Here is a 21,842-nt window from a genome sequence, read left to right on the forward strand (position 1 = left end):
TAAACCACATGAAATAATAAATAGAGAAACTAAAATTACTTTGGTTTTTTGTTTAGTCCAATATAAAGAGTATAAAGCGTGAAACTGCCTGAACATCTTAATCCCACACGTTCTTTTCAGGGACTCATATTAACTTTGCAAAATTATTGGGCGCACTATGGATGTGCGATTTTGCAACCTTACGATATGGAAGTTGGAGCTGGGACTTTTCATCCAGCAACAACATTACGCTCTCTAGGTCCACGCCCTTGGAAAGTTGCTTATGTCCAACCCTCTCGACGTCCAACAGATGGCCGATATGGTAAGAATCCAAATCGTTTACAACACTATTATCAATTCCAAGTGCTTCTCAAACCCTCTCCGCTCAATCTACAAGAACTTTATATAAAGTCGCTACAAGCTATCGGACTTGATACAAAACTGCATGATATTCGCTTTGTTGAAGATGATTGGGAAAGTCCAACTCTCGGTGCTTGGGGGCTTGGATGGGAATGCTGGTGCGATGGAATGGAAGTCTCTCAATTTACTTATTTTCAACAAGTGTGCGGCATTGAATGCGCTCCAGTTTCAGGGGAACTTACATACGGTCTTGAGCGTCTAGCGATGTATATCCAAGGGGTTGATAACGTCTATGACCTTAACTTTAATGGTTTGGAGGGAGAAAACAAAATAAGTTATAGAGATATTTTTCTACAGGCAGAACAGGAATACTCATATTACAACTTCGAATTTGCTGATACAAAACTGCTCCATCAGCACTTTATCGATGCAGAACGCGAATGCAGCGCACTTCTTGATGCTGGAAAACAAAATAAAGAAAATGCATTCCATCGCTGTGTTTTTCCTGCATATGATCAATGTATTAAAGCGAGCCATATCTTTAATCTTTTGCAAGCACGTGGCGTTATTTCTGTAACCGAGCGGCAAAATTACATTCTGCGCGTTCGCGATCTTGCACGCCGTTGTGGGGAAGCCTTCTTACTCACAGAAGCTGGACAAATATACACGGGAGAAGCCTAATGTCTGATCTTCTTCTTGAACTTTTCAGTGAAGAAATCCCCGCACGCATGCAACGAAAAGCTGCTGCTGATCTTAAAAAAGCTGTTACGGATCAACTTGTGAATGCTGGATTAACCTATAAAGCCGCTCGTGAATATTGGACACCTCGTCGACTAACATTGGACGTACGCGGACTTTCTATACGCTCAAAAGATATCCATGAGGAACGCAGAGGTCCCAGTACAAAATCACCACAGCATGCCATTGATGGTTTCCTGCGTGCAACGGGGCTCAACGATATTTCTGAAGCATATCTTGGACATGATGATAAAAAAGGCGATTTTTATATTGCTAAAATTGTTAAAAAAGGCCAGCCTGCAGAAAAAATTATTGCCGATATTTTACCAGATATTATCCGCAACTTTCCGTGGCCGAAATCTATGCGTTGGGGAAAGGATTCCGCAAAAAGTGGTGTTCTGAAGTGGATTCGACCTTTACAAAATATTCTTTGCATCTTCGGACCAGAAATTGGCGAAACACGTGTTGTTCCGTTTACAATTGGTTCTCTTAAGAGCAATAATCTAACTTATGGTCATCGTTTCTTAAGTGACGGAAAGCCATTCCAGGTGCGTCGCTTTGATGACTATGTTACTCAACTTGAAACACATAAAGTCATTCTGGATGCAGAAAGACGAAAGAATATTATTTTAGCTGATGCTCAAAATCTTTGCTTTGCAAACGGTTTAGAACTGGTTCAAGATAATGCCCTCCTAGAAGAAGTTTCTGGCCTTGTTGAATGGCCTGTTATCCTTATGGGTGATTTTGACAAATCATTCCTTGATATTCCTCCAGAAATTATTCGCTTGACCATTCGAGCTAATCAAAAATGTTTTGTCACCCGTAAACAAGGGGAAAAGATAAAACTTTCTCATCATTTTATTCTCGTTTCTAATATTCTCGCCAATGATGAAGGCAAAGAAATTTCTAAAGGAAATAGTAAGGTTGTCCATGCTCGTCTTTCTGATGCACTCCATTTTTGGAAAACAGATCAGCGTGATTTGCCCGATATTAAACAATTGGAATCTTCTGTAAAAAAATTTGATCTTTATATAAAAAAGCCTCTTGATCAAAGAATGGCGCGACTTGATCATTTGAATGTAACTTTTCACGCCAAATTAGGTACACAAGGTGCAAGAGTAGAACGCATCGCTACACTCGCACAAAAAATTGCACCTTTGATACAAGCAGATCCTCTCTTAGCGAAACGTGCAGCAGTTCTTGCAAAAGCTGATTTACAAACAGAAATTGTCGGAGAATTTCCTGAACTGCAAGGAACAATGGGGCGAAAATATGCCCTTCTTCAAGGGGAAGATCCTCACGTCGCTGTCGCAATCGAAGACCATTATAAACCTCAAGGACCAACAGATCGTCTTCCGCAAGAACCACTCGCTATAACAATTATGTTAGCCGACAAAATTGATATGCTCGTTGGCTTTTGGCTCATTAATGAAAAGCCAACGGGTTCAAAAGATCCCTATGCGTTAAGACGAGCAGCACTGGGAATTATTAGGCTTGTACTTTCGCGGGATTGTAAAATCAATCTTATGCCACTGTTTCAATTGGCAACGAATCTTTTTTTACAACAAAGAAATAAAGATGAAAATTCTCAATTGCAGAATCTGCTTCCAGAAAAGACAGAATATATTTTATCAGATCTGTTATTCTTTTTTCATGATCGTTTGAAGATCTATCTAAAAGAGGAAGGTGCTCGTTATGATGCCCTTGAAGCAGTTTTAAACAAAGACTCTGATGATTTTTTATTGGTTGCACGTCGTGTCGAGTCGCTTATTGCTTTTATCAATACAAATGACGGAATGCGCTTTGCAACCTCTGTAAAACGTACTGCCAATATTCTTGAAAATGAATTTCAAAAAAGCACAACAATAGCGAATGAAATTAATCCTGAACTCCTTATTGAGGAAGAAGAAAAGCAGCTCTACCGTGCAGTCTATGAGGTAGAAAGAAAGATTCTTGCCCCCATCAATACAACAAATTTATCGCTCGCTCTTAGTGCGTTAGCGCCACTTGGAAAATTGATTGATCTATTTTTTGAAAAAGTATTGGTGAATGATAAAAATCCAAATGTTCGTGCTAACCGTCTTGCTCTTCTCAAACGTACTCACACTATTACACAAGAGGTTGCAGGCTTCTCAAAACTTGTCATCTAAAACTAAACTATCTTATCAATTGATAAAATCATGAAGTTGCTCTCCTCCCACACCTCAAAGGATGGAGTTTCCGACCAGCTACTGGTCTGTCAACAGTCCAGCTCCTCACGGCGGGTTCCACCTGCTAACCACTCATGCGGTTCATTTCATAGGCGAAACAGACAAGCCCTACCCTGAATACTGATCACGATATCTAAAACACTCAATATGTAAAGATTTTCATGCCTTATATCACCCCTCTAAACAACAGTGTTTTATGGCATAATAGAATAAATTCATTGGATACAAGACCATTACCTTTAGATAAAATAGAGCGGCATTCTTTTTGCCAACTTTAAAATATTGTATATCCCCTCTTTTTAACACAATTCACAAAAATCTATGAACTCTTTTCTTCAACAATTTTTTATCCACCTGCCAATCCACCTTGTGATATGCAAACGAATGCTTTTTATAGATTCATTACAAGCGCAATATTGGGAGGATTCTCATTAAAAATATCTTTATCAATCAGTTCCTTATAAATAATATAAAAATCATTATAAACTACACATTCTACAACAATAACTGAAAAACGTATTAAACTTCTCAAGAAAAACAAAAAAATCCAACCAGAAAGCATCTTAAAGATATGCAAAGTCACTCTCTGTAAAAATGTTATAACAATAAAACGAATAAAGAACGAGAAAAAGCCACAAGTATATCTTGTGGCTTTTTCAAAGATTTAGTAAAAATAGAAACAATGCTAGAAATGATAACGCAATCCACCAGAAAAACTCGTTCCAGAAAAACCAGCTTTCGTTAGCTTGTGCTGATAAACCAAATCACCGTGAAGCGCAAATTTTTGAGACAATTGGGCATTAAAACCTAATCCTGTTTCTAATGAAGAACCAAAAGCGCCTAACTCAAAAGCATCTTTAAAATGCACAAATTGCTTTGCTGCAAAACCGTGCGCAAGATTAAGCTTGCCATAAACAGAAACAACTCGAGCCTCATCCGCTGCAACCAACCTCTTTGTTAAACGCCCTCCAACACGTGCTGTCCACTGATGAAGCTTTCCTAAATCAATATCAAAGCCGTCCACATCATGTACCTTATTAAATTGAAGATATTGATAAACAACCTGAACTTGCGGATCAAAAACAAAACCATCATCCCCTACCATAAATGTTTTACCAGCAGTCAATGAAGCACTTAAAGGATTTCCCTTTAATGTTGCCGTCTTTCCCCGTGCAGTTGTCAGAACATCACCCTTAAACAAACCATAAGACACAAGACCATCAACATAAAAACCCGCATCATGTTGCATCCCACCGTATGCCGCAACTGACCATTTATCAAATGTACTTTTTTGACTCTGTTCAACCTTCAAAGGTTGCAAAGAAAATTTCTCGTAAGACCCGATAATTCCAAAAGAAGTGGTCCCATACATATTTTCAATTGCTTTTAGTAAAACACCTGCCTCTAGTGCATTATAATCAAACTCGCCGCCATAACCATATTCAAGCGCGGAAAGATTTGAAGTATAACGATGACTGCCGCCATAACCGCTTACAAAAAAGAGAGGATTTTCACGATTTTCTAATAAGTTCCCAGAAGCAATGCGCAAAGCTTCTAGCCGCTTATTTTGATTGCTAACATTCATCAAGCCAATATGAAATAAGGCATTGGGTAAAATGAGATACGTCGGAACCTGTGGAACAACAGCCTTAACGCCCGGCTTAGGACGAGGCTCCGGAGCTGGTCCTGGAGGAGGTGTTGGACCAGGGGGAGGTGTTGGACGAGGATCTGGTTTAGGTTGAATATCAGAATCTATAGATCGACTTTCAAGACGAAAATCCCAAAATTCTCCGCTCCCTTCAACTAATCTTTGATCCATGCTTGCTTTTCCAAACTCAGACCCTGGACCATAACTATAAAGCTTATACTGATAAGGTAATTCGTTTAACGCTACATAATCACCTTCCAACTGAAAAGAATCTTGCTCTGCTTGTCCAGAAACCTGAATGATTGAAATACCTTCATCATTCCTTCCCCTTCCCGTGTATCCTCCTGGGCTTCCTTCAACACCACTCACACGAAGCATTGTTTTTCCCGAAACATCACCATGAATTAAAATACGATCAGTCTTTTGGTGATTAAGATCACCACCACTATTCAGGTATGTATTAAGAGAAATAGATGCACCGCCCCGTGCTCTATAAACTTCACCCTTTCCATTTCCAATACGAAGGGTTTGATAATCATCAACAGAAGAAGATTCTTGTCTTTTAAAGTTAATAGAGCTATCATCCATAAGACTAACGAGTGAAATAGAAGAATCATGTACAGATTCATTTTGATCTTTTTGCAACGGTTGTTGTAAAATCCATTTAGAACGGCCTCCCAAATAAAGTTCGGCATTAGAATTTTTATCAACATGTGTGCGACCTTCAAGAGTGGAACCATCAGCCAAAACTGTTATAGAAGCACCTTCCTCAGCTTTTAATAAAAAATTCCCTGAACGAAGAGTGCTGTACACCAACCCCACCGCACCAGAAATAATGTTTCTACCATAAAGAGCCGCATCGTCTAAAACAGAAAACTCTGTTTTATCCAAATTAACAACTTCTAATCGTGGTAAAGCTTCTTTTTCCTCTGATGAAATCTCTTCTTTTTTATCCCGCCCTTCACTCCATGGTTTCTTTCCCCGAAAATAGATCCCATAAGATTCCTTACCCTTTACGGTAACAGAAGAGGATTTCATATTAACTTCAGTCACAGGAATTTTTGAATCAGAATCCTCATTTGATAAATCTTTAACTTCCTGCAAAGGAATAGAATCGACTGTATTTTCTAATAATATGCCATGAATACCCCTATCAGTACTAACAATAGTGCCTTCTAAATTAACAGCCCCCCCTAAATCCATATGCACAACCGCACGATCCTTACCTTTGTCACCCTTCCCAGTAATTTTAACATTCTCGAGATTTACTTTTCCACCTAACATCGAAGAAATCCCATGGCTGTTCATAAAATCAACCGCCCCACCTGACATCCAAACTTCTGAATGATCATAACTTAAAAGGCTTGCGTTCCCATTAGCGGTCTTAATTTCTGTATCTTCTAAAAGAACAAACGATTTCTCTGCTGCATCAACACCTTCATGATTTTCCTCAATCTTTCCATTTTTTACTTCAATCACTCCATTACTCGCACGAAGGCCTATAACTGTACCTTTGATAATCGGATCATCCAAAATAATCTTACCGTTCTCTAGTACGTGCACACCCATTAGAAAAGTCTCATCGGCAATTTCACTGCTAACCGTTACATTCTTCCCGCGAACTTCTGTACCTATTCCTTTCACCGTTATAGCAGTGAGATTAGCAGGGTAGTTGGAAACATTTTCTTTCGCAATTGTATAAGATTTATTATCAATTTGATCTTTTTCACAATTATCGCATATATAATATGTACCATCGTGTAATATAAGCCTATTATTTTCATATATTTCACGGGCATATTTACTTCCTTTTTCCTCGCTCCCTCCACCCAAAAAGCCAAAGCTATGACTATCATTAAACTTATCAGTATAGATAGGATGCCCCTCAACAATAGGATGTCCCTCAACACCACTGATAAGATAATTTCTATTTGAAATGGGTGAAGCAATTGGGAGGACATAAATATCAGTCTCGATACCGCTAACGCTAATACCATAAGAAGACGTATTATGACGCTCCTCTGCACTTGCATCAACCACTATTCCATTTTGTAACAAAGAAAGGATAGCTGTTGTACAAACATATAAACATACATGATTTCTAAAAACTTTAATCATAGTTCCCTCGAAACTTTCCTACCCCTCTCATTAAAAACAAAAGCACTTACAAAACACCCCTTTGTGCCCCTCAAAATATGAAAGGCGTAACAAAAGGACATACCTCATGCTCATTTGAACCGTGCAATGAATTATCCCAATAAACCTAGCAGAAGCTCTACGCGCAAAACCATCTATAAGAGAATAATAACACAACACAATTTATAAGTGTATAATGCATTCTGTATTTCGTGTAAAGAAAAAATAAAACCGGTACGTGTAATTAATTAAAAATACAATCTGCCCTTGTGAACTTTAAAAATTAATCCACAAAGAGATGAATGAAAAAATAATTTAAATCCGTGAAAAACAAGCTCTCAAAAACGAGCTTTAGAAAGCATCAATATGGTACCTTAATGAAAATTATTTATTGCCTCACGCTTTTGTTTGTCACACTCTTTAATGGAGTCACGTCCCTCACGCAAAACAGAAAACCATTGCTTTGCATATTCATGTACTTGTTTTAAAGAGATATCTCTCAATGCTCCCAAGCCCATTTCACGACAACGCCCATAAATGGTATAATGATAAAATCATTGAGCCGCCCCATCTTTATGCTTATGAAGAAGCACGCCGACACCATCACATACTTTGCCAGCTCGTGGGTTTTACGACAACCATTAACCTTTGAAACAGTGCATTATAAGCACCTTTAGTCTTTTCTTGTACAATTTATATCCACATGTTAATTTCGTTTGTAACGTGCAAACGAATGATTTTGATTGATTCAACATAGAGAAATTTGAAATGAGAAAATCTTACGATATTCAAGACTCTTATTCAACATGCAAAATAAATTAAATTATCTATATAAATAAATACATTACCTAAAAATACAATGTAACGCATGGCATACCCTCTGCACTCTTAAAAAGCCCATAAAAGTGAGTCACTCTATTGCACCATCAACAGCAAAAATTTTATGAAAATTCACTTTAGCGTAGAAAAACGCTCTCATGCGTAAAACAAACTATGTCTTTTTTTGTTCACATCAAGAAGACGAGAAGCTTTTAAGAACAACACAAGTTGTTATAAAGAAAAAAGGCAGCACATTGTGCTGCCTTTTCCAAAAAGTACATCCTGTACCTTATATTAAAATTGATAACGCACTCCTCCGGAAAAACTTGCTCCCGAAAAACCAGCCTTATTCAGCTTATGTTGATAGAGAATATCAGCATGCAGAGAGAACTGTGGCAACAATTTGGCATTAAAACCTAATCCAGCCTCTAGAGAAGAACCAAAAGCTCCTAACTTGAAAGCATCATTGAAATGCACAGACTGTTTTTCTCCAAAACCATGGGCAAGATAAAGCTTACCGTAGAAAGCAACAGCATCCACTCCTTCAGAGCCTGTAGCAGCCTTGGTTAAGCGTCCACCAACACGGGCCACCCACTGATCAAGTTTACCCATTTCAATATCAAAATTGTCAATATCACGGGCCTTATTAAACTGAAGATGTTGATAAACAACCTGAACCTGTGGATCAAAGACAAAATCCTTATATCCTGTAGCAATTGTCTGACCACCCGATAAGGAAACACTCAAAGGATTACCTTTCAATGTTGCTGTCTTCCCCCGTGCAAGGGTAAGAACATCACCTTTGAACAGACCATAGGATAAAAGACCATCGACATAGAAGCCAGCATCATGCTGCATGCTCCCATAGACTGTAGCCGTCCATTTATCAAATGCACTCTTCTGACTTTGGTCAACATCCAAAGGTTGCAGAGAAAGTTTTCCATAAGTCCCCATAACACCAAAAGACATAGCAGTATCAGCATTTTCAATAGTTTGCAGCAAAACACCTGCCTCTACACCATTGTAACTAAGATCACCTGCATAACCATATTCAAGTGCAGAAAGATCTGAAGTATAACGGTAACTTCCACCATAACCGCGCAAGTATAAAGCAGGATTCTCACGAACATCGACCATTCCATTAGAAGTTGTCCGTAATGTCTCCAACTGCTTGTTTTGATTACTGATATCCATCAAACCAGCGTGGAATACGCTATTAGGCAAGACAAGATAAGTAGGCACTTGTGGAACAACAGACCTGACAAATTGTTCAGGAAGTCCAGCAGATCCCACAGACTTCACATACTGATTTTCTAAACGGAAGTTCCAAAATTTGCCACCACCCTTAACAAATTTCTGCTGAACATGCTCCTGTTTCGAAGTCGCTTCTGGAGCATAAGCACGGAGAGTGTATTTGTAAGGTGAGTTGATGAGTGCAACATAATCGCCATCAAGTTGGAAAGAATCTTTCTTTGCTTGACCATAGACCTGAATAATTGAAACACTGTGGGCAATCTTAGCATTCTCCTGACCATTTCCTACATTGCCTGCATCACCTCGTACATGTATTTTTGTTTTTCCAGAAACATCGCCATGAATAACAATTCTATCCGTTACTTGTTGATCGCTTGGATCATGAGGATTTAAACGGGCATTGAGATGAATTAAAGCATCCCCCTGCGCCTCATAAACTCTGCCTGTTCCATTTCCAATATGGAGAGTCTGATATTGTCCTTGAGTTTTCGAAGCTCTAAAATCAATAACACTATTTACAAGACTCACAGCAGAAATACATGAATCCACGCATCCTGAATCTAGAACACCCAAATTCCTCTGTGAACTTCTTTTTAGAATCCACTCTGAACTATTGACCAAGTCCAATTTTGCATAAGAACTTTTATCAACGCGAACATCACCTGTAACAATAGAATTATTAACCGAAACCAATATATTAGAATCATTCTCGGCTTTCAATAAGAAGTCACCCGCAAGAGTTGTTTTATTTTCTAATGAAACACGACCACCAGAATGATTACCATAGATCGCTATACCATTTGCAACTTCAAACTTAGTTTTTTTCAATGAAATCGCCCCTGTTACGCCTATAGGTGTTTTCTCCTGTGTGGATACAGCGCTCCGTTTAACAATTGCCTTCTCAGTTGCTAAATCTTTACCTCGAGTTTGTTTATTTCCGTCTTTCTGTGTTACTCCATCAAAGTATATACCATAAGTCCCATCACCTTCCACTTTAACAGTAGAGGACTCGATATTTGCGTGATTCATAGCAGAACGAACGTCAGAGGCTCTCTTTTTCCTAGGAGAATCCGCCTCGTTCCCACCACCATTTACAATCCACAAAGCATGAGCGTCAGTAGTAACATTTCCGTTCTTAAAATCAACAGAACCATTATCAGTCAACAGAAAAGCTGCACGTCCAAAGTCATCTGCAGCATCTAACTTACCCTGTTGTTTTTTCGCAGTAATTCTCACTTTGTCTAACTTAATACTGCCCCCAGATTCTGACCTTACTGCCACGCCTCTTGCAATAGCAATATCTCCAGAATCCATGGTTATCTCACCAGCCTTACTTGCCAAAGCAGCTGCAACAAAATCTCCTGTCATATTAATTTTCGTATTACTTAATTGAATAGACGATTCAGAATCTGCAAAAGCAGCCACATACTGGGCATTGACCGTTCCATCATTCATCTTAACCTTTCCGCCACTTTTAGCTTCAAGCCCAATCACAGAAGATTGAATCGTTGAGTTTTTACTCAAAACAATTTCTGCTTTTTCCTCTGCAAGTACAGCACTCACAGGATTTGACGGAGTAAGATCAAGACTATTTTTATCATCAGAAGAATCCACACCACTAATGGTAACACTCTCTAACGTAATAACCGTATTCTGCTTCTTTGCATGCATAGAATGTTGAGATTTATCCGTTGCCTTCAGTGTAAGACCTTCCATTGTATATGGTTTTCCATCACTGCACAAATAAGCAACTTGCGACATACCCGCACTATTTTGCTCCGCATTACCACACTGAGAAGAAACACCTCCATTACCAGAACGATCAAGCAGAAGAACACGCCCAACAGGTCCAGAAGGTTTCCTCAAATCCACAGAAGTAGCAGAATTTATAGGTGTAATGCTATTAGATACAGTAACAGGTAGAGGCATTAGAGAAATCCCACCTGTAGATATTATAGAATCGTCATCACCTGTATCAGACCTTCCAAAAGAGTTCAGTAAAGTAGTGACTAAAGATCCTGAGTATATTCCATTCTCTTCATCATCATCTTCTATTATATCACCCTTACTTGAATTATTAGGAAGAGAAATATTCGGAGTTTTATCATATCCAGCTGTTGTTCCCAATAATGTACCTTCTGTTTGCGAATCCATACTAGAATCATCTGTATCAGATCTCAGCAATAAACGTCCCTGCCCAGACGATGAAGAGCTTTCTGTATTTTCTCCACCAGAAGAAACAACATTCTCACTTTCTAAAGAAAAATTCCAAAATTCGTTCCCCAATCCTACCAAACTAGAAATGAAAGGGTCATTTTTTGTTTTCTCAGCACGAAGAATATATTTATAAGGCGTACCCAGTGTTACATAAGAACCTTCTAGCTTGAAAGAATTCTGTTCTGCCTGCCCATAAACTTGAATAAGCGAAACACTATACTTTTGATCTGAATCCGTATTCCCCTTCCCACCTGAAGTATCATTCACATGCACTATAGTTCCATTTTCTCCGCCAACATCACCATTAATTATAAGCCTATCAGATATTTGAGAGTTTTTCGTACCAATCGGCGCTAAATTTACATTGAAGTAAATTTTAGAAGTCCCAGAAGCTGTGTAAACGACACCATTTCCCTTTTTATTTCTATCTCCAATGAGAAGGGTTCGATATTCAACATCCTCAGCATTTCCATTTTTTAAAGAAGTGAAAAATCTAATATTACTATTAGCAAGTTTCATAGATGAAATACATGAATCCACACAAATGTTATCTGAACTTCTCAAATCACGACTATATAGATCCTTTGTTACATACCACTCCGATCCGTGAGATAAAAAAAGCTTAGCATGGGAACTTTTATCAATACGAGCACCTCCCTTAATTAAAGAATCTTGAACAAAAACAAACAGGTTGGAATCCTCTTCAGCGTTCAATAGTAAACCACCAGAAAGAGTTGATTCGTCTTTTATAACAACGCTTCCCTCTAAACTATCACTATAAATGGCCACGCCCTCAGGAACTTTAAGACGTGTACCTTTCAAAAGAACAGCATGCAATCTATCTTTGTTTATTGTTGCTCGATATTCTTTTGATTTATCATCACTCTCCCCATCAAAATATATACCGTAAGACTCGCCTCCTAGTTTAATCGTTGAATTTTGAATATCAGAAATCATTAGATGGGTAAATTTAGGAGATACACCATTACCTATAGAAGATGAATTTTCCTTTAAAGAATTCTTTATAACAGAAACAACCTGTCCAATAGCAGAACCGTTAGCATGAAACGTACTTATTATCTTTTCACCCAATCTCATTGTTCCACTATTATCTTCTGCATCATCATCATCATCATCTTCATTATCTTCATTATCTTCTCCTTCATCAAAACCGCCAGACCACTCATTATTAAAAGCATCCATTCCAAACTCATTATTTATCAACAACGCAAAGGCTTTGGAGCCCTCAAGCTTTCCATTTTGGAAAGAAATACCACCCCCAGACGATAATAAACCAGCACTATATTCGCTTAAACCATTGCTACCTTTTATCCCAGAAACTCTGACCGTCGTTTCATCTAATACAACAGTTCCCCCTGTTTCCGATATAACGCCTATTCCACCCTCTATTATAGTCATCTCTCCAGAATTCATTACGATAACTGAGTTTCCAGAACTCCAAAGACCAATCCCAAGAACATCAACCTTTACTCCATCTAAAGAAATTGCCCCACCCTTTTTAGTCAAAGCAGCTATATGTGCACCCTTGATGCTCCCCCCTTTCATAGTAATACTTCCAGAATCTTTAGCTTCAAGTCCAGTAAAAAAACCCTTAATATTTGAATTAATTAAATTAACACTTCCATTTTCTACCAGCACAGCAACATCAGAGAGCTTAAGAGCTTTACTAGCATCCTTCTTTTGATTTTGAGGATTACCATTAGAGACACCTTGAACTAATCCCGTAATATCCGCTATATTTTCAAAACTGTAAAAACCATTTTCGCCCTTTACATGCATAATAGATACAGCGTCTAAACGAAGATGAGTTTTTTCTGGAGATTCCCCTGTATTACCCTTCAAGTGTACAGCACTCTCACCGTCTTTTGCTATAATATTTTTCCCTTGCACCTTATAGTTTCCAGCATTGCTGCAAGAAATAGCTCCATATATAGCATCATTAAAACTGTCTGAACCAAGGATTTTACTACCCTGTAGCCCTCTTACCCCCATACTCGCATCTCTTGCATTTCGAGCCTGTCTCCCAGATTGAACACCCACCCCACCTGGGACAGCAGGGAGTAAAGTACCAGATGCTCTTTGTGAATGAACTCCAGCACCGTTTTCAGCCCCCCAAATACCACCCGGAATAGCAGCGTCAAAACTATTAGGAACAGCAATATGCGAAGGACGACCTGCAACAGCACCTGCAACAGCACCTGGAATAGCACCTGCAACAGCACCTGGAATAGCTCCTGGAACAATTTCTACACTATTCATTAGATTACCAAGAGTAATAGTACCATTAAATTTAGTAGAATGACAGCTAGTAATAGGTGAATACACCCGTACAGGTTCCTTATCAGCCCCATCATTAGAACCGATTGCCTTTTTCCCCTGAATTTGCAATTCTCCAGATAAAACGTCATTAGATCTATCCTCAGAAGGTGGAGTTTCTGGATTAGGTGTAATTGCATTTGCGTATGATAAAGATGCTCCGAAGTTCGGTAATGGCAACCGATTACCCATCACCTCCATAGAAACATCTACACCTTGTAAAAAGAAGAAAGCACTTGTTGTCAGTGCATACAGACTTGTACGCTTTTTAAATACATTGATCATATGTCAAACTTTCTAAATAATGTTGCAAAAACACTAGAATTAAGTGAAAATGAGGTAAGTGAACGATTTGTAACATATGTCAGTCAACTTTACAACATAGTGTTATTTATTTACGCTTCATTTTGTGCATAAAAATACCAAAGTTAAGTTTTTAAGTGCGCAAACCTTTGTAATATTAGATAAAAGGATAAAATCACGATGATAAAATATATGAAATGGATGACTTCTGTTTTACTGGTTGCAATTAGTTTTGCAACGATTTTGTGGACGCATACGAGTATTGCAAATACGAGTACCCAGACAAATATAACAATTGATCATGTTTCAGGCACGACTTCTGTTCCCACTTCTCCGCAAAAGGTTGTTGTGTTTGATCTTGCCTCGCTAGATAATATGAATCGCCTTGGTATCCAAGCAGTTATCGGCGTTCCTGAAGGAAAAAAACCTTCCTATCTGCAACAATTTGACGATGCAAAATATGAAAGAATAGGGACCGTTTTTGAGCCCGATTATGAAAAAATTGCCACTCTTCAACCCAATTTGATTATTATTTCCTCCAGAACCCAAGCAAAATATAAAGACTTATCCAAAATAGCTCCAACAATTGATCTAACAGTAGAAAACGAAAATTCTCTTGAAGATATTAAACGAAATGTGTCTATCCTTGGAAAAATTTTTGGCAAAACACAAGAAGCAGAAAAGGAAATTGCAAAACTCAATGAAGCTTTTGCTGAAGTCCATAAAAATACCCAAGGAAAAGGCACCGGGCTCATACTCATGACCTCTGGTGGAAAAATCAGTGCTTTCGGACCAAAATCACGTTTCGATATTTTTCACTCCGCTTTTGGAATTGCCCCTGCAACCGATAAACTTACCGTGCAAAAACATGGACAACTCATTTCTCCTGAATTCATTCTTGAAACCAATCCTGATTGGTTGTTAGTGATTGATCGCGATGCAGCCATTGGGCGGGAAGGACAATCCGCAGCACAATTGCTCAACAATGAGCTTGTTCACCGCACAACAGCAAGCAAACAAAACCAAATTATTTATTTGGACTCTTGGAGCTGGTATCGTGCAAATGGTGGTTTAACGGCACTCATTGAAACCGCACAGCAGATCAATGAAGCCTTTACAAAGAGCAAATAAGCGCACGAAAGAGCTTGCTTGCTATATAAATAAAATTTAAAAGCAGAGGTTGTTTATAAAATAACCTTTGTTTTTTTATTAAATTTTGTTAGAAAATGATTTAGCGTGAAGAATTACTGGATAACCATAACACTTCTAATTTTCCTATCTATCCTCAGCATTTTTGTTGGTTATTCTGATGTCTCACCTTCTAACCTTTTCGCAGCCGATCCCCATGCGTGGCTTATTTTTTGGCAAACGCGTCTTCCTCGTACCATTGCAATCATTTTAGTAGGCGCAGCACTTGCACTTTCAGGTATGATTATGCAACTATTAACACGCAATCGCTTTGTCGAGCCATCAACCGTCGGAACCGTTGAATCTGCTTCCCTTGGCATTCTTTTTATTATGATTTTTTTGCCCGATGTTCCTGTTTTAGGAAAAATGGTCGTTGCGACAATCTTTGCCATGGCAGGCACTTTACTTTTTATGTTTTTATTGCAACGCATTCCTCTAAAATCTGCTCTCATTGTCCCCCTTACAGGGATTATGCTAAGTTATATTATTGGCTCTTTAACCAATGCCATTGCAGATTATGAAATGTTACTTCCTTCTCTTCAAGCTTACTTATTTGGCAGTTTTGCGATGGTTCTTGAAGGAAAATATGAGCTTTTATGGTTATCCCTTCCCCTTTGTATTCTGGCCTATTGTACGGCTGATCGCTTTACGGTTGCAAGTTTGGGAGAAGATTTAACCAATAACCTTGGATTGAATTATCGTGTTGTCATGTTTTTTGGCCTTTTTATTGTCGCCTCAATTACCGCTGTTGTCGTCTGTACCATTGGCCGTATTCCTTTTGTTGGGTTGATTATTCCAAATATTGTTTCAAGTTTCATGGGAGATAATATGCGCTATACCGCTCCTTGGGTAGCAATCAGCGGCGCAGGATTGGTCTTGATTTGTGATCTTTTAGGACGAATCATTCAACCTTCTTTTGAAATTCCCATCAGTACCATGATGGGCGTGATCGGTAGTTTTATTTTTATAATACTCCTTTTACGCTGGAGAAAGCATCTTGGATAGAAAAAAAACAACAATATGTGTATTAACGACGCTTATCATCATGGCATGTACTGTCATTAGTCTTTACATGGCGTGGAATATCAATGTTTATACATGGACATTTCGCCTTACAAAACTTATCTCTCTGCTCCTTATTGCCTATGCAATAAGCGTTTCTACGGTTTTGTTTCAAACAATTGTTAACAATCGTCTTCTTACCCCTTCACTTATGGGATTTGATCAGCTTTATATTTTAATAAAGACTATCCTGCTGTATTTTGTAGGCTCTCTTTCTTTGCCCTTTTTGAATGAAGAAGGGCAGCTCATTCTCGAAGCCCTCATTCTCATTATCTTTTCAACAAGTCTTTTTCGCTGGCTCTTTTCAGGAAGCTTAAAAGGGCTTCACTTGACGCTTTTAATTGGTGTTGTTTTAGGCGGCTTTTTTTTCAGTTTACGCATGTTTATGCAATTGCAATTAAATCCAGACCAAATGATGAATTTAACGGATATCATGTTTGCAAATTTTAATAAATTCAATACGTCATTAATAAGCTTTGCCACAATCATTGTCTTCATTGTAAGTTTGATTGGATGGCGTTCACGTCATCTTCTTGATATTTTGGCTTTGGGACGTGAAAATGCTCTCAATCTTGGCGTTAATTACCACAAAAGTGCGACAGCTGTCCTTATTTTTGTTTCCATTCTTGTATCCATTTCCACCGCATTGGTAGGCCCCGTCACTTTTTTTGGACTGTTAGTTGCCAATCTTTCCTATGAACTTTCTCCTCAAACAAAACACAGTGTTGTTGTCCCTATTGCAATATTATTAGCGATTATTTGTTTGGTGGGGGGACAATTTATTTTAGAGCAAATTTTTCATATGGCAGGGCGTTTAAGTTTTATCATTGAGTTTTGTGGAGGTATCGTCTTCTTAATGTTATTGATGAAGGGAAAATTAAAATGATTGAGATCAATCATCTTTCCAAGGCGTACGGAGCACGATTGATTATCGATAATTTATGCCTTCATCTTCCAAAAGGGGGGATTATTTCTCTCATTGGGCCCAATGGTTCGGGAAAATCAACTCTTTTAATGCTGATAAGACGTCTTTTACCGCACCATCAAGGGACAATTAACATTGACGGCTTTGATATTGATAAAATTCCTCACGATATTTTGGCTCAAAAACTCTCAATTTTACGTCAAGATAATCCTTTATCCTTCCGTTTAACCGTGTATGATTTAGTAAGTTTTGGGCGCTATCCTTATTCAAAAGGCTGGTATACACATGAAGATAAACAATTTATCGACAGTGCACTACGCTATCTCGGCTTACAAGATTTACAAGACCGTTTTTTAGATGAACTTTCTGGCGGTCAGCGTCAACGCGCTTTTATAGCAATGGTTATCTGCCAAGACACTGATTATCTTCTCTTAGATGAGCCATTAAACAATCTGGATATGAAACATGCCGTTTCTATGATGAAGCAATTACGCCGCACAGCTGATGAACTGAAAAAAACCATTCTTATTGTTATGCACGATATTAATTTTGCCTCATCTTACTCAGATATGATTGTTGCACTGAAAAATGGAAAAGCAGCCTATTGTGGGACTCCAAAAGAAATCATGCAACCAAAAATTCTTAAAGACATTTATGATGTCGATATTCAAATCAAAACAATTAATGACATCCCTATCGCTCTTTATTATCGATAATCATAAAATTTTTTTCGCTTACATGCACCGTAGAATCTGCTAGGGATAGTAAAATTGGCTTATTGGGGAATAGTTTAATGGTATAATAGCTGACTTTGACTTCGTCAATCTTGGTTCGAATCCAAGTTCCCCAGCCCGTATTTAATGATTGTAGCTTGTCATCGGGTTTTGTATAATTTGAAAGTAGATTTTGCATCAATTTATTTTTTTCAAAGGATCTTCAAAAACTTTCAAGGGTTATTTAAAATCCCTTTAATGCATATTTTCTCTTCCTCTAAAAATTGCAATTTGAGATGATAAGCTCTTGAGCCGGTGCGGATTCTTTGAACCACATGTATAAGATGTGCCAACCCCTTTTATCTTAAATTGGCTAAAGATTTTTCGGATCTGAAGCACATAGTTGAGAGAGAAGAAACTTTCCCTTTAATTGCACAAGCAAAGCAAACATCGTCTGGTAATCCTCTCGCAAATAAATCCTTTCCATAATAATACACGTATATCTGTCTCTGTTTATGGGAAAGCCTTATCTAATAGCTATAAACCTATCTAAAGAGAGAATTCAAAAAAGAAAGCCGAGCCAAATGACATGACGCGGCTTTCAGATATTGATTATAAGATTCAAATGAATCATCCACAATGGAGTAATGAATGCATATATACAAAACGTATCATATTGCAAGGGCTCTATTTAGAAATATGAAAACTTATCAAAAGAAACGTAAATGATCGCTATGATTTTGATATCATTCATTAGCATTATAGAATCTATAAACGCTTGGTAACTTTATCAATCCAATCAAAAGAAAATGCATCTTAAATGAATGTCTTCTCAATAAGAATTTCATAAGCATTTTTTCATTTTGCACTCAAATGTAACTTCTTTGCAAATTAACCAGCTCAAATTTGAGTTGGCAAAATTAACCAATCCAATTTTGGAGGTATTATCTTTAGAATAGCCACCTTTAAACATTATAGCTTTTGACTCAAAATTGAGTAAAATCCCATGCCTTAGATGTTACAATGGTTTTGAATTTTTCTGCCTCATCTTTTTTTCAATAGGTGCCCCCAAATTTTGAGAGAGCTCATTTGGTTTTGTATTTTTAAACTGTAACTTTTAAAACGTTTTTTCTCGCTTGCTTGCGTTATATCATTGAAATGCTTTCGGTTTGATAAGACATAACATTGTGATTTTCATTCTATATTGTGATGATAGTATCTATATAATGCCTGCCTATCATTTACTAAATTTTTAGCAAGCGTTTTTAAAAACGTATCATAAAATTTATGACACGTTATGAATAATAACCGCTTTTCATTTCATTTGAATGCACCCATGCGTTATAGTATTTGCATCATGATTTGCTTTTTATAATCTATACATCCATGGCAATCCTATATAAAAAATGATCAATTCAAACATGCATAAAAGTATGGATTCTTAAGTGGATTCATATAAAATAATTGCACTTAATATATTTATTTTATTAGTTTTTGTACAATGCCTTTTTAACTTCATAAAGATATCAATTTCCTTGTAAAGAATATTCCTCCCATTCCAATAAAAGGCTCAATATAAGTGCGATGAGGGATAGCTTTTATGATTTTACAAGTACTGATCACTGGCCATGCAATAACGCCGACTGATCTCCAAACCAATTAGACCACCTGTGGAAACAGGCAGGCTGTGGGGCTGAATATAAATGGAACAGCACCGAACGAATAAGCCACGCGCCGCAAGTAAGCCTCTTAGCGTGCATAGCTTATAGGTTTTGGAAACAGATAATTATTATAATTGAGGTACTATAATTTAGGCGATTAAAGATCGGATCTCAAACTTTTTAATCCAGTGGACAAACACGAATAATGTGTCCGTCCGGATCTTTGATTAGGAAGGTACGTCCAAATACATCAGTATACGGTTCCTTCAAAACATTTATCTCAACAGTGGTTTGCTCTTGCCATTCCGCATATAGCTTATCTACGTCCTCTCCTGTTGGCAACATAATGCCGATTTCTGAAAAACGAGGCACATTCTCCTCAGGCGTATCGCCCCCTGACCAGAGAGCAAAGAGTGCATCCCCCGAAGAAGCAAATGCAACATAGCGTGGCGAGGTAAACACAGGTTCTTTCTTGAAGATGAATTTGTAAAAAGCTGTAGAATACTCTATGTTTGAGACATATACCAACTGTAGGTTTGGGGTAACAGGATAAGTGGAAATATTACTCATTAATTCTCCATGATTTAGTAGCAACTGCCTGACAGGCTATACCTATATAGAGGATATTTCAATAAGAGTTTGTGATGCTTCCATTCGCGGTGTGCTCTATTTATATGTTTTTACTCACTTATTGCTATATGCTAAAATATCGAGGCCGCCACTACTGGGATTGTAATGATATCCTATCGCTCTTTATTATTGATAATCTAAAGATTTTTTGCACTTGCCTACACTATAGAATCTGCTAGAAATGGTAAAATTGGCTTATTGGGGAATAGTTTAATGGTAGAACAGCGGACTCTGACTCCGTCAATCTTGGTTCGAATCCAAGTTCCCCAGCCAGTTGTATTGTATGTATGTAGCTTGCCAGCAGGTTTTGTATATTTTGCCACTAGGTTTTGTACCAATTCATTTTTTTTCAAAGAGTTTTAAAGGTGTAGCTTGCCAGCGGGTTTTGTATATTTTGCCACTAGGTTTTGTACCAATTCATTTTTTTTCAAAGAGTTTTAAAGGTGTTCTCAAAGGGTCTTCAAAGGCCTTTCAAAGATCATTTAAAGCCCCTTTCGTGAATCGTTTTCTCTTTTCCTAATCACAATTGGTAATGATGAGCTCCTTACCAGCAATTGTGTTATTTAAAGAGTTACACGAATAAACTGTTTTCACATCTCTTATATGGAATTGACTGAAACTTTTTCGAACTTCTGGCACATCATTGAGAGACAAAAGAAACTTCCCTTTTAATTGCGAAAGAAGTGCAGACATCGTCTGATAATCTTCTCGCTTAAACAAATCCTTTCCATAATAATCCTCAACACCCCAATAAGGCGGATCAAGATAAAATAAGGTGTTTGGTCGATCATAATGCATAATAAAATTAGACCAGTCTAAATGTTCAATGGTAACACTCGCTAAACGACGGTAAATAAGCTTTAATAAGCCTTCAAGTTTCAAAGGATTAAACTGTGCACTACGGTCTTTTTTAGCTCCAAACGTACGGTCGGCTACCTTCCCGCTAAAACTTAAACGCTGCAAATATAAAAACCGCAAAGCCCGTTCCAAATCCGTGAGGCTATTTGGATCTTGTGTACGTAATCGTTCAAACACCTCACGGCTACTGATCTGGAACTCCAATAGATCCATAAAAGGGTGATAATGGCGTTGTAACACCCGAAAAAAATTCACCACATCTCCTGAAAAATCATTGATGATTTCAACAGAGGGAATCAATTTTCGTCTAAAGAATATTCCCCCCATACCAACAAAAGGCTCCGCATAAATGCTATGTGGAATATCCTCGATCATTTTGACAATGGTTTTGGCTAACCTGACTTTACCTCCAATATAAGCAGCAGCTGGTGAAATAGGTTCAACAGATTTTAATTTTTCCTTATGAAGTATATCCATTATTTTTTAACACTCTTCCATCTATATTCGCCGTCTTCTCATTGCTTTAAGTGAGAAGAAGTGGCTGCGATGTTGAGTTGAGTTGCATCGGACGGGTTGGTCGCTAAACTTCTCCCGTTGGCTGGGCAACCAGCCCAGCTTCTATTCTTTGTTGCTTTCTTTTCCCTTGTTTGGTGCCTCAAAGGTGATTTCTGTTGTGTATCCGCTTTGTTTTTCATAACGATGTGTGACAGTAGCGGCTTTCCATGGTCCATTGATTTGCCCACGAAACCCTTGAAGGATGAGAGGTTGATCCGCCATGATTTCAGGGCGTCCTGCAAGAGACAA

The 21,842-nt window shown here is 38.0% G+C and carries 10 protein-coding genes, 2 tRNA genes and 4 pseudogenes; 8 read left to right on the top strand and 8 right to left on the bottom strand.

The window, feature by feature from the left end; translation table 11 throughout:
* Nucleotides 1-78 precede the first annotated feature (78 nt).
* Entirely contained in the window at nt 79-1,020 is a 942-nt protein-coding gene (locus tag ACFIMW_RS01180; RefSeq protein ID WP_375607820.1) for a glycine--tRNA ligase subunit alpha, read from the top strand.
* Nucleotides 1,020-3,227, top strand: a complete 2,208-nt coding sequence (glyS, locus tag ACFIMW_RS01185) for a glycine--tRNA ligase subunit beta (RefSeq protein ID WP_375607821.1) — start codon at nt 1,020-1,022, stop codon at nt 3,225-3,227. The genes ACFIMW_RS01180 and glyS overlap by 1 nt, the downstream gene beginning before the upstream one ends.
* A gap of 745 nt (nt 3,228-3,972) precedes the next feature.
* Here glyS and ACFIMW_RS01190 read toward each other — a convergent pair.
* The 3 genes and pseudogenes from ACFIMW_RS01190 to ACFIMW_RS01200 all read right to left on the bottom strand — a co-directional run bounded on the left by ACFIMW_RS01190 (nt 3,973) and on the right by ACFIMW_RS01200 (nt 13,983).
* Nucleotides 3,973-7,053, bottom strand: coding sequence for an autotransporter outer membrane beta-barrel domain-containing protein (locus ACFIMW_RS01190; protein WP_375607822.1), 3,081 nt, complete (start codon nt 7,051-7,053; stop codon nt 3,973-3,975).
* 395 nt (nt 7,054-7,448) lie between these two features.
* A pseudogene (locus ACFIMW_RS01195) lies at nt 7,449-7,664 on the bottom strand (integrase); the annotation flags it as partial.
* A gap of 520 nt (nt 7,665-8,184) precedes the next feature.
* The gene (locus tag ACFIMW_RS01200) at nt 8,185-13,983 is read right to left on the bottom strand and encodes an autotransporter outer membrane beta-barrel domain-containing protein (RefSeq protein ID WP_375607823.1); all 5,799 of its coding nucleotides are present in this window, start codon (nt 13,981-13,983) and stop codon (nt 8,185-8,187) included.
* A gap of 198 nt (nt 13,984-14,181) precedes the next feature.
* Here ACFIMW_RS01200 and ACFIMW_RS01205 point away from each other — a divergent pair, with 198 nt between their 5' ends.
* The 5 genes from ACFIMW_RS01205 to ACFIMW_RS01225 all read left to right on the top strand — a co-directional run bounded on the left by ACFIMW_RS01205 (nt 14,182) and on the right by ACFIMW_RS01225 (nt 18,026).
* Entirely contained in the window at nt 14,182-15,132 is a 951-nt protein-coding gene (locus tag ACFIMW_RS01205) for a siderophore ABC transporter substrate-binding protein (protein WP_375607403.1), read from the top strand.
* 105 nt (nt 15,133-15,237) lie between these two features.
* The gene (locus tag ACFIMW_RS01210) at nt 15,238-16,194 is read left to right on the top strand and encodes an ABC transporter permease (RefSeq protein WP_375607824.1); all 957 of its coding nucleotides are present in this window, start codon (nt 15,238-15,240) and stop codon (nt 16,192-16,194) included.
* Nucleotides 16,187-17,137, top strand: coding sequence for an iron chelate uptake ABC transporter family permease subunit (locus ACFIMW_RS01215; RefSeq protein ID WP_375607825.1), 951 nt, complete (start codon nt 16,187-16,189; stop codon nt 17,135-17,137). Before ACFIMW_RS01210 ends, ACFIMW_RS01215 begins: the two co-directional genes overlap by 8 nt.
* Nucleotides 17,134-17,892 (top strand): ABC transporter ATP-binding protein, encoded by a 759-nt coding sequence (locus ACFIMW_RS01220; protein WP_375607406.1) that lies wholly within the window; start codon nt 17,134-17,136, stop codon nt 17,890-17,892. Before ACFIMW_RS01215 ends, ACFIMW_RS01220 begins: the two co-directional genes overlap by 4 nt.
* 63 nt (nt 17,893-17,955) lie before the next feature.
* Nucleotides 17,956-18,026, top strand: a tRNA-Gln gene (locus tag ACFIMW_RS01225).
* Nucleotides 18,027-18,166: 140 nt separating this feature from the next.
* Here the strand turns inward: ACFIMW_RS01225 and ACFIMW_RS01230 are convergent.
* The 3 genes and pseudogenes from ACFIMW_RS01230 to ACFIMW_RS01235 form a co-directional block, all read right to left on the bottom strand.
* A pseudogene (locus ACFIMW_RS01230) lies at nt 18,167-18,377 on the bottom strand (DNA adenine methylase); the annotation flags it as partial.
* Between the two features lie 1,030 nt (nt 18,378-19,407).
* A pseudogene (locus ACFIMW_RS09570) lies at nt 19,408-19,497 on the bottom strand (DNA adenine methylase); the annotation flags it as partial.
* A gap of 233 nt (nt 19,498-19,730) precedes the next feature.
* Nucleotides 19,731-20,120 (bottom strand): VOC family protein, encoded by a 390-nt coding sequence (locus tag ACFIMW_RS01235; protein WP_375607407.1) that lies wholly within the window; start codon nt 20,118-20,120, stop codon nt 19,731-19,733.
* A 259-nt stretch (nt 20,121-20,379) separates the two neighbouring features.
* On the opposite strand from ACFIMW_RS01235, the gene ACFIMW_RS01240 reads away from it, so the two are divergent.
* A tRNA-Gln gene (locus ACFIMW_RS01240) sits at nt 20,380-20,453 on the top strand.
* Nucleotides 20,454-20,696: 243 nt separating this feature from the next.
* Here ACFIMW_RS01240 and ACFIMW_RS01245 read toward each other — a convergent pair.
* Nucleotides 20,697-21,515, bottom strand: coding sequence for a DNA adenine methylase (locus tag ACFIMW_RS01245; RefSeq protein WP_375617353.1), 819 nt, complete (start codon nt 21,513-21,515; stop codon nt 20,697-20,699).
* Nucleotides 21,516-21,656: 141 nt separating this feature from the next.
* Nucleotides 21,657-21,842: pseudogene (locus tag ACFIMW_RS01250) on the bottom strand (late control protein); the annotation flags it as partial.

Source organism: Bartonella sp. AC329YNZD (assembly GCF_042196685.1).
GTDB lineage: Bacteria > Pseudomonadota > Alphaproteobacteria > Rhizobiales > Rhizobiaceae > Bartonella.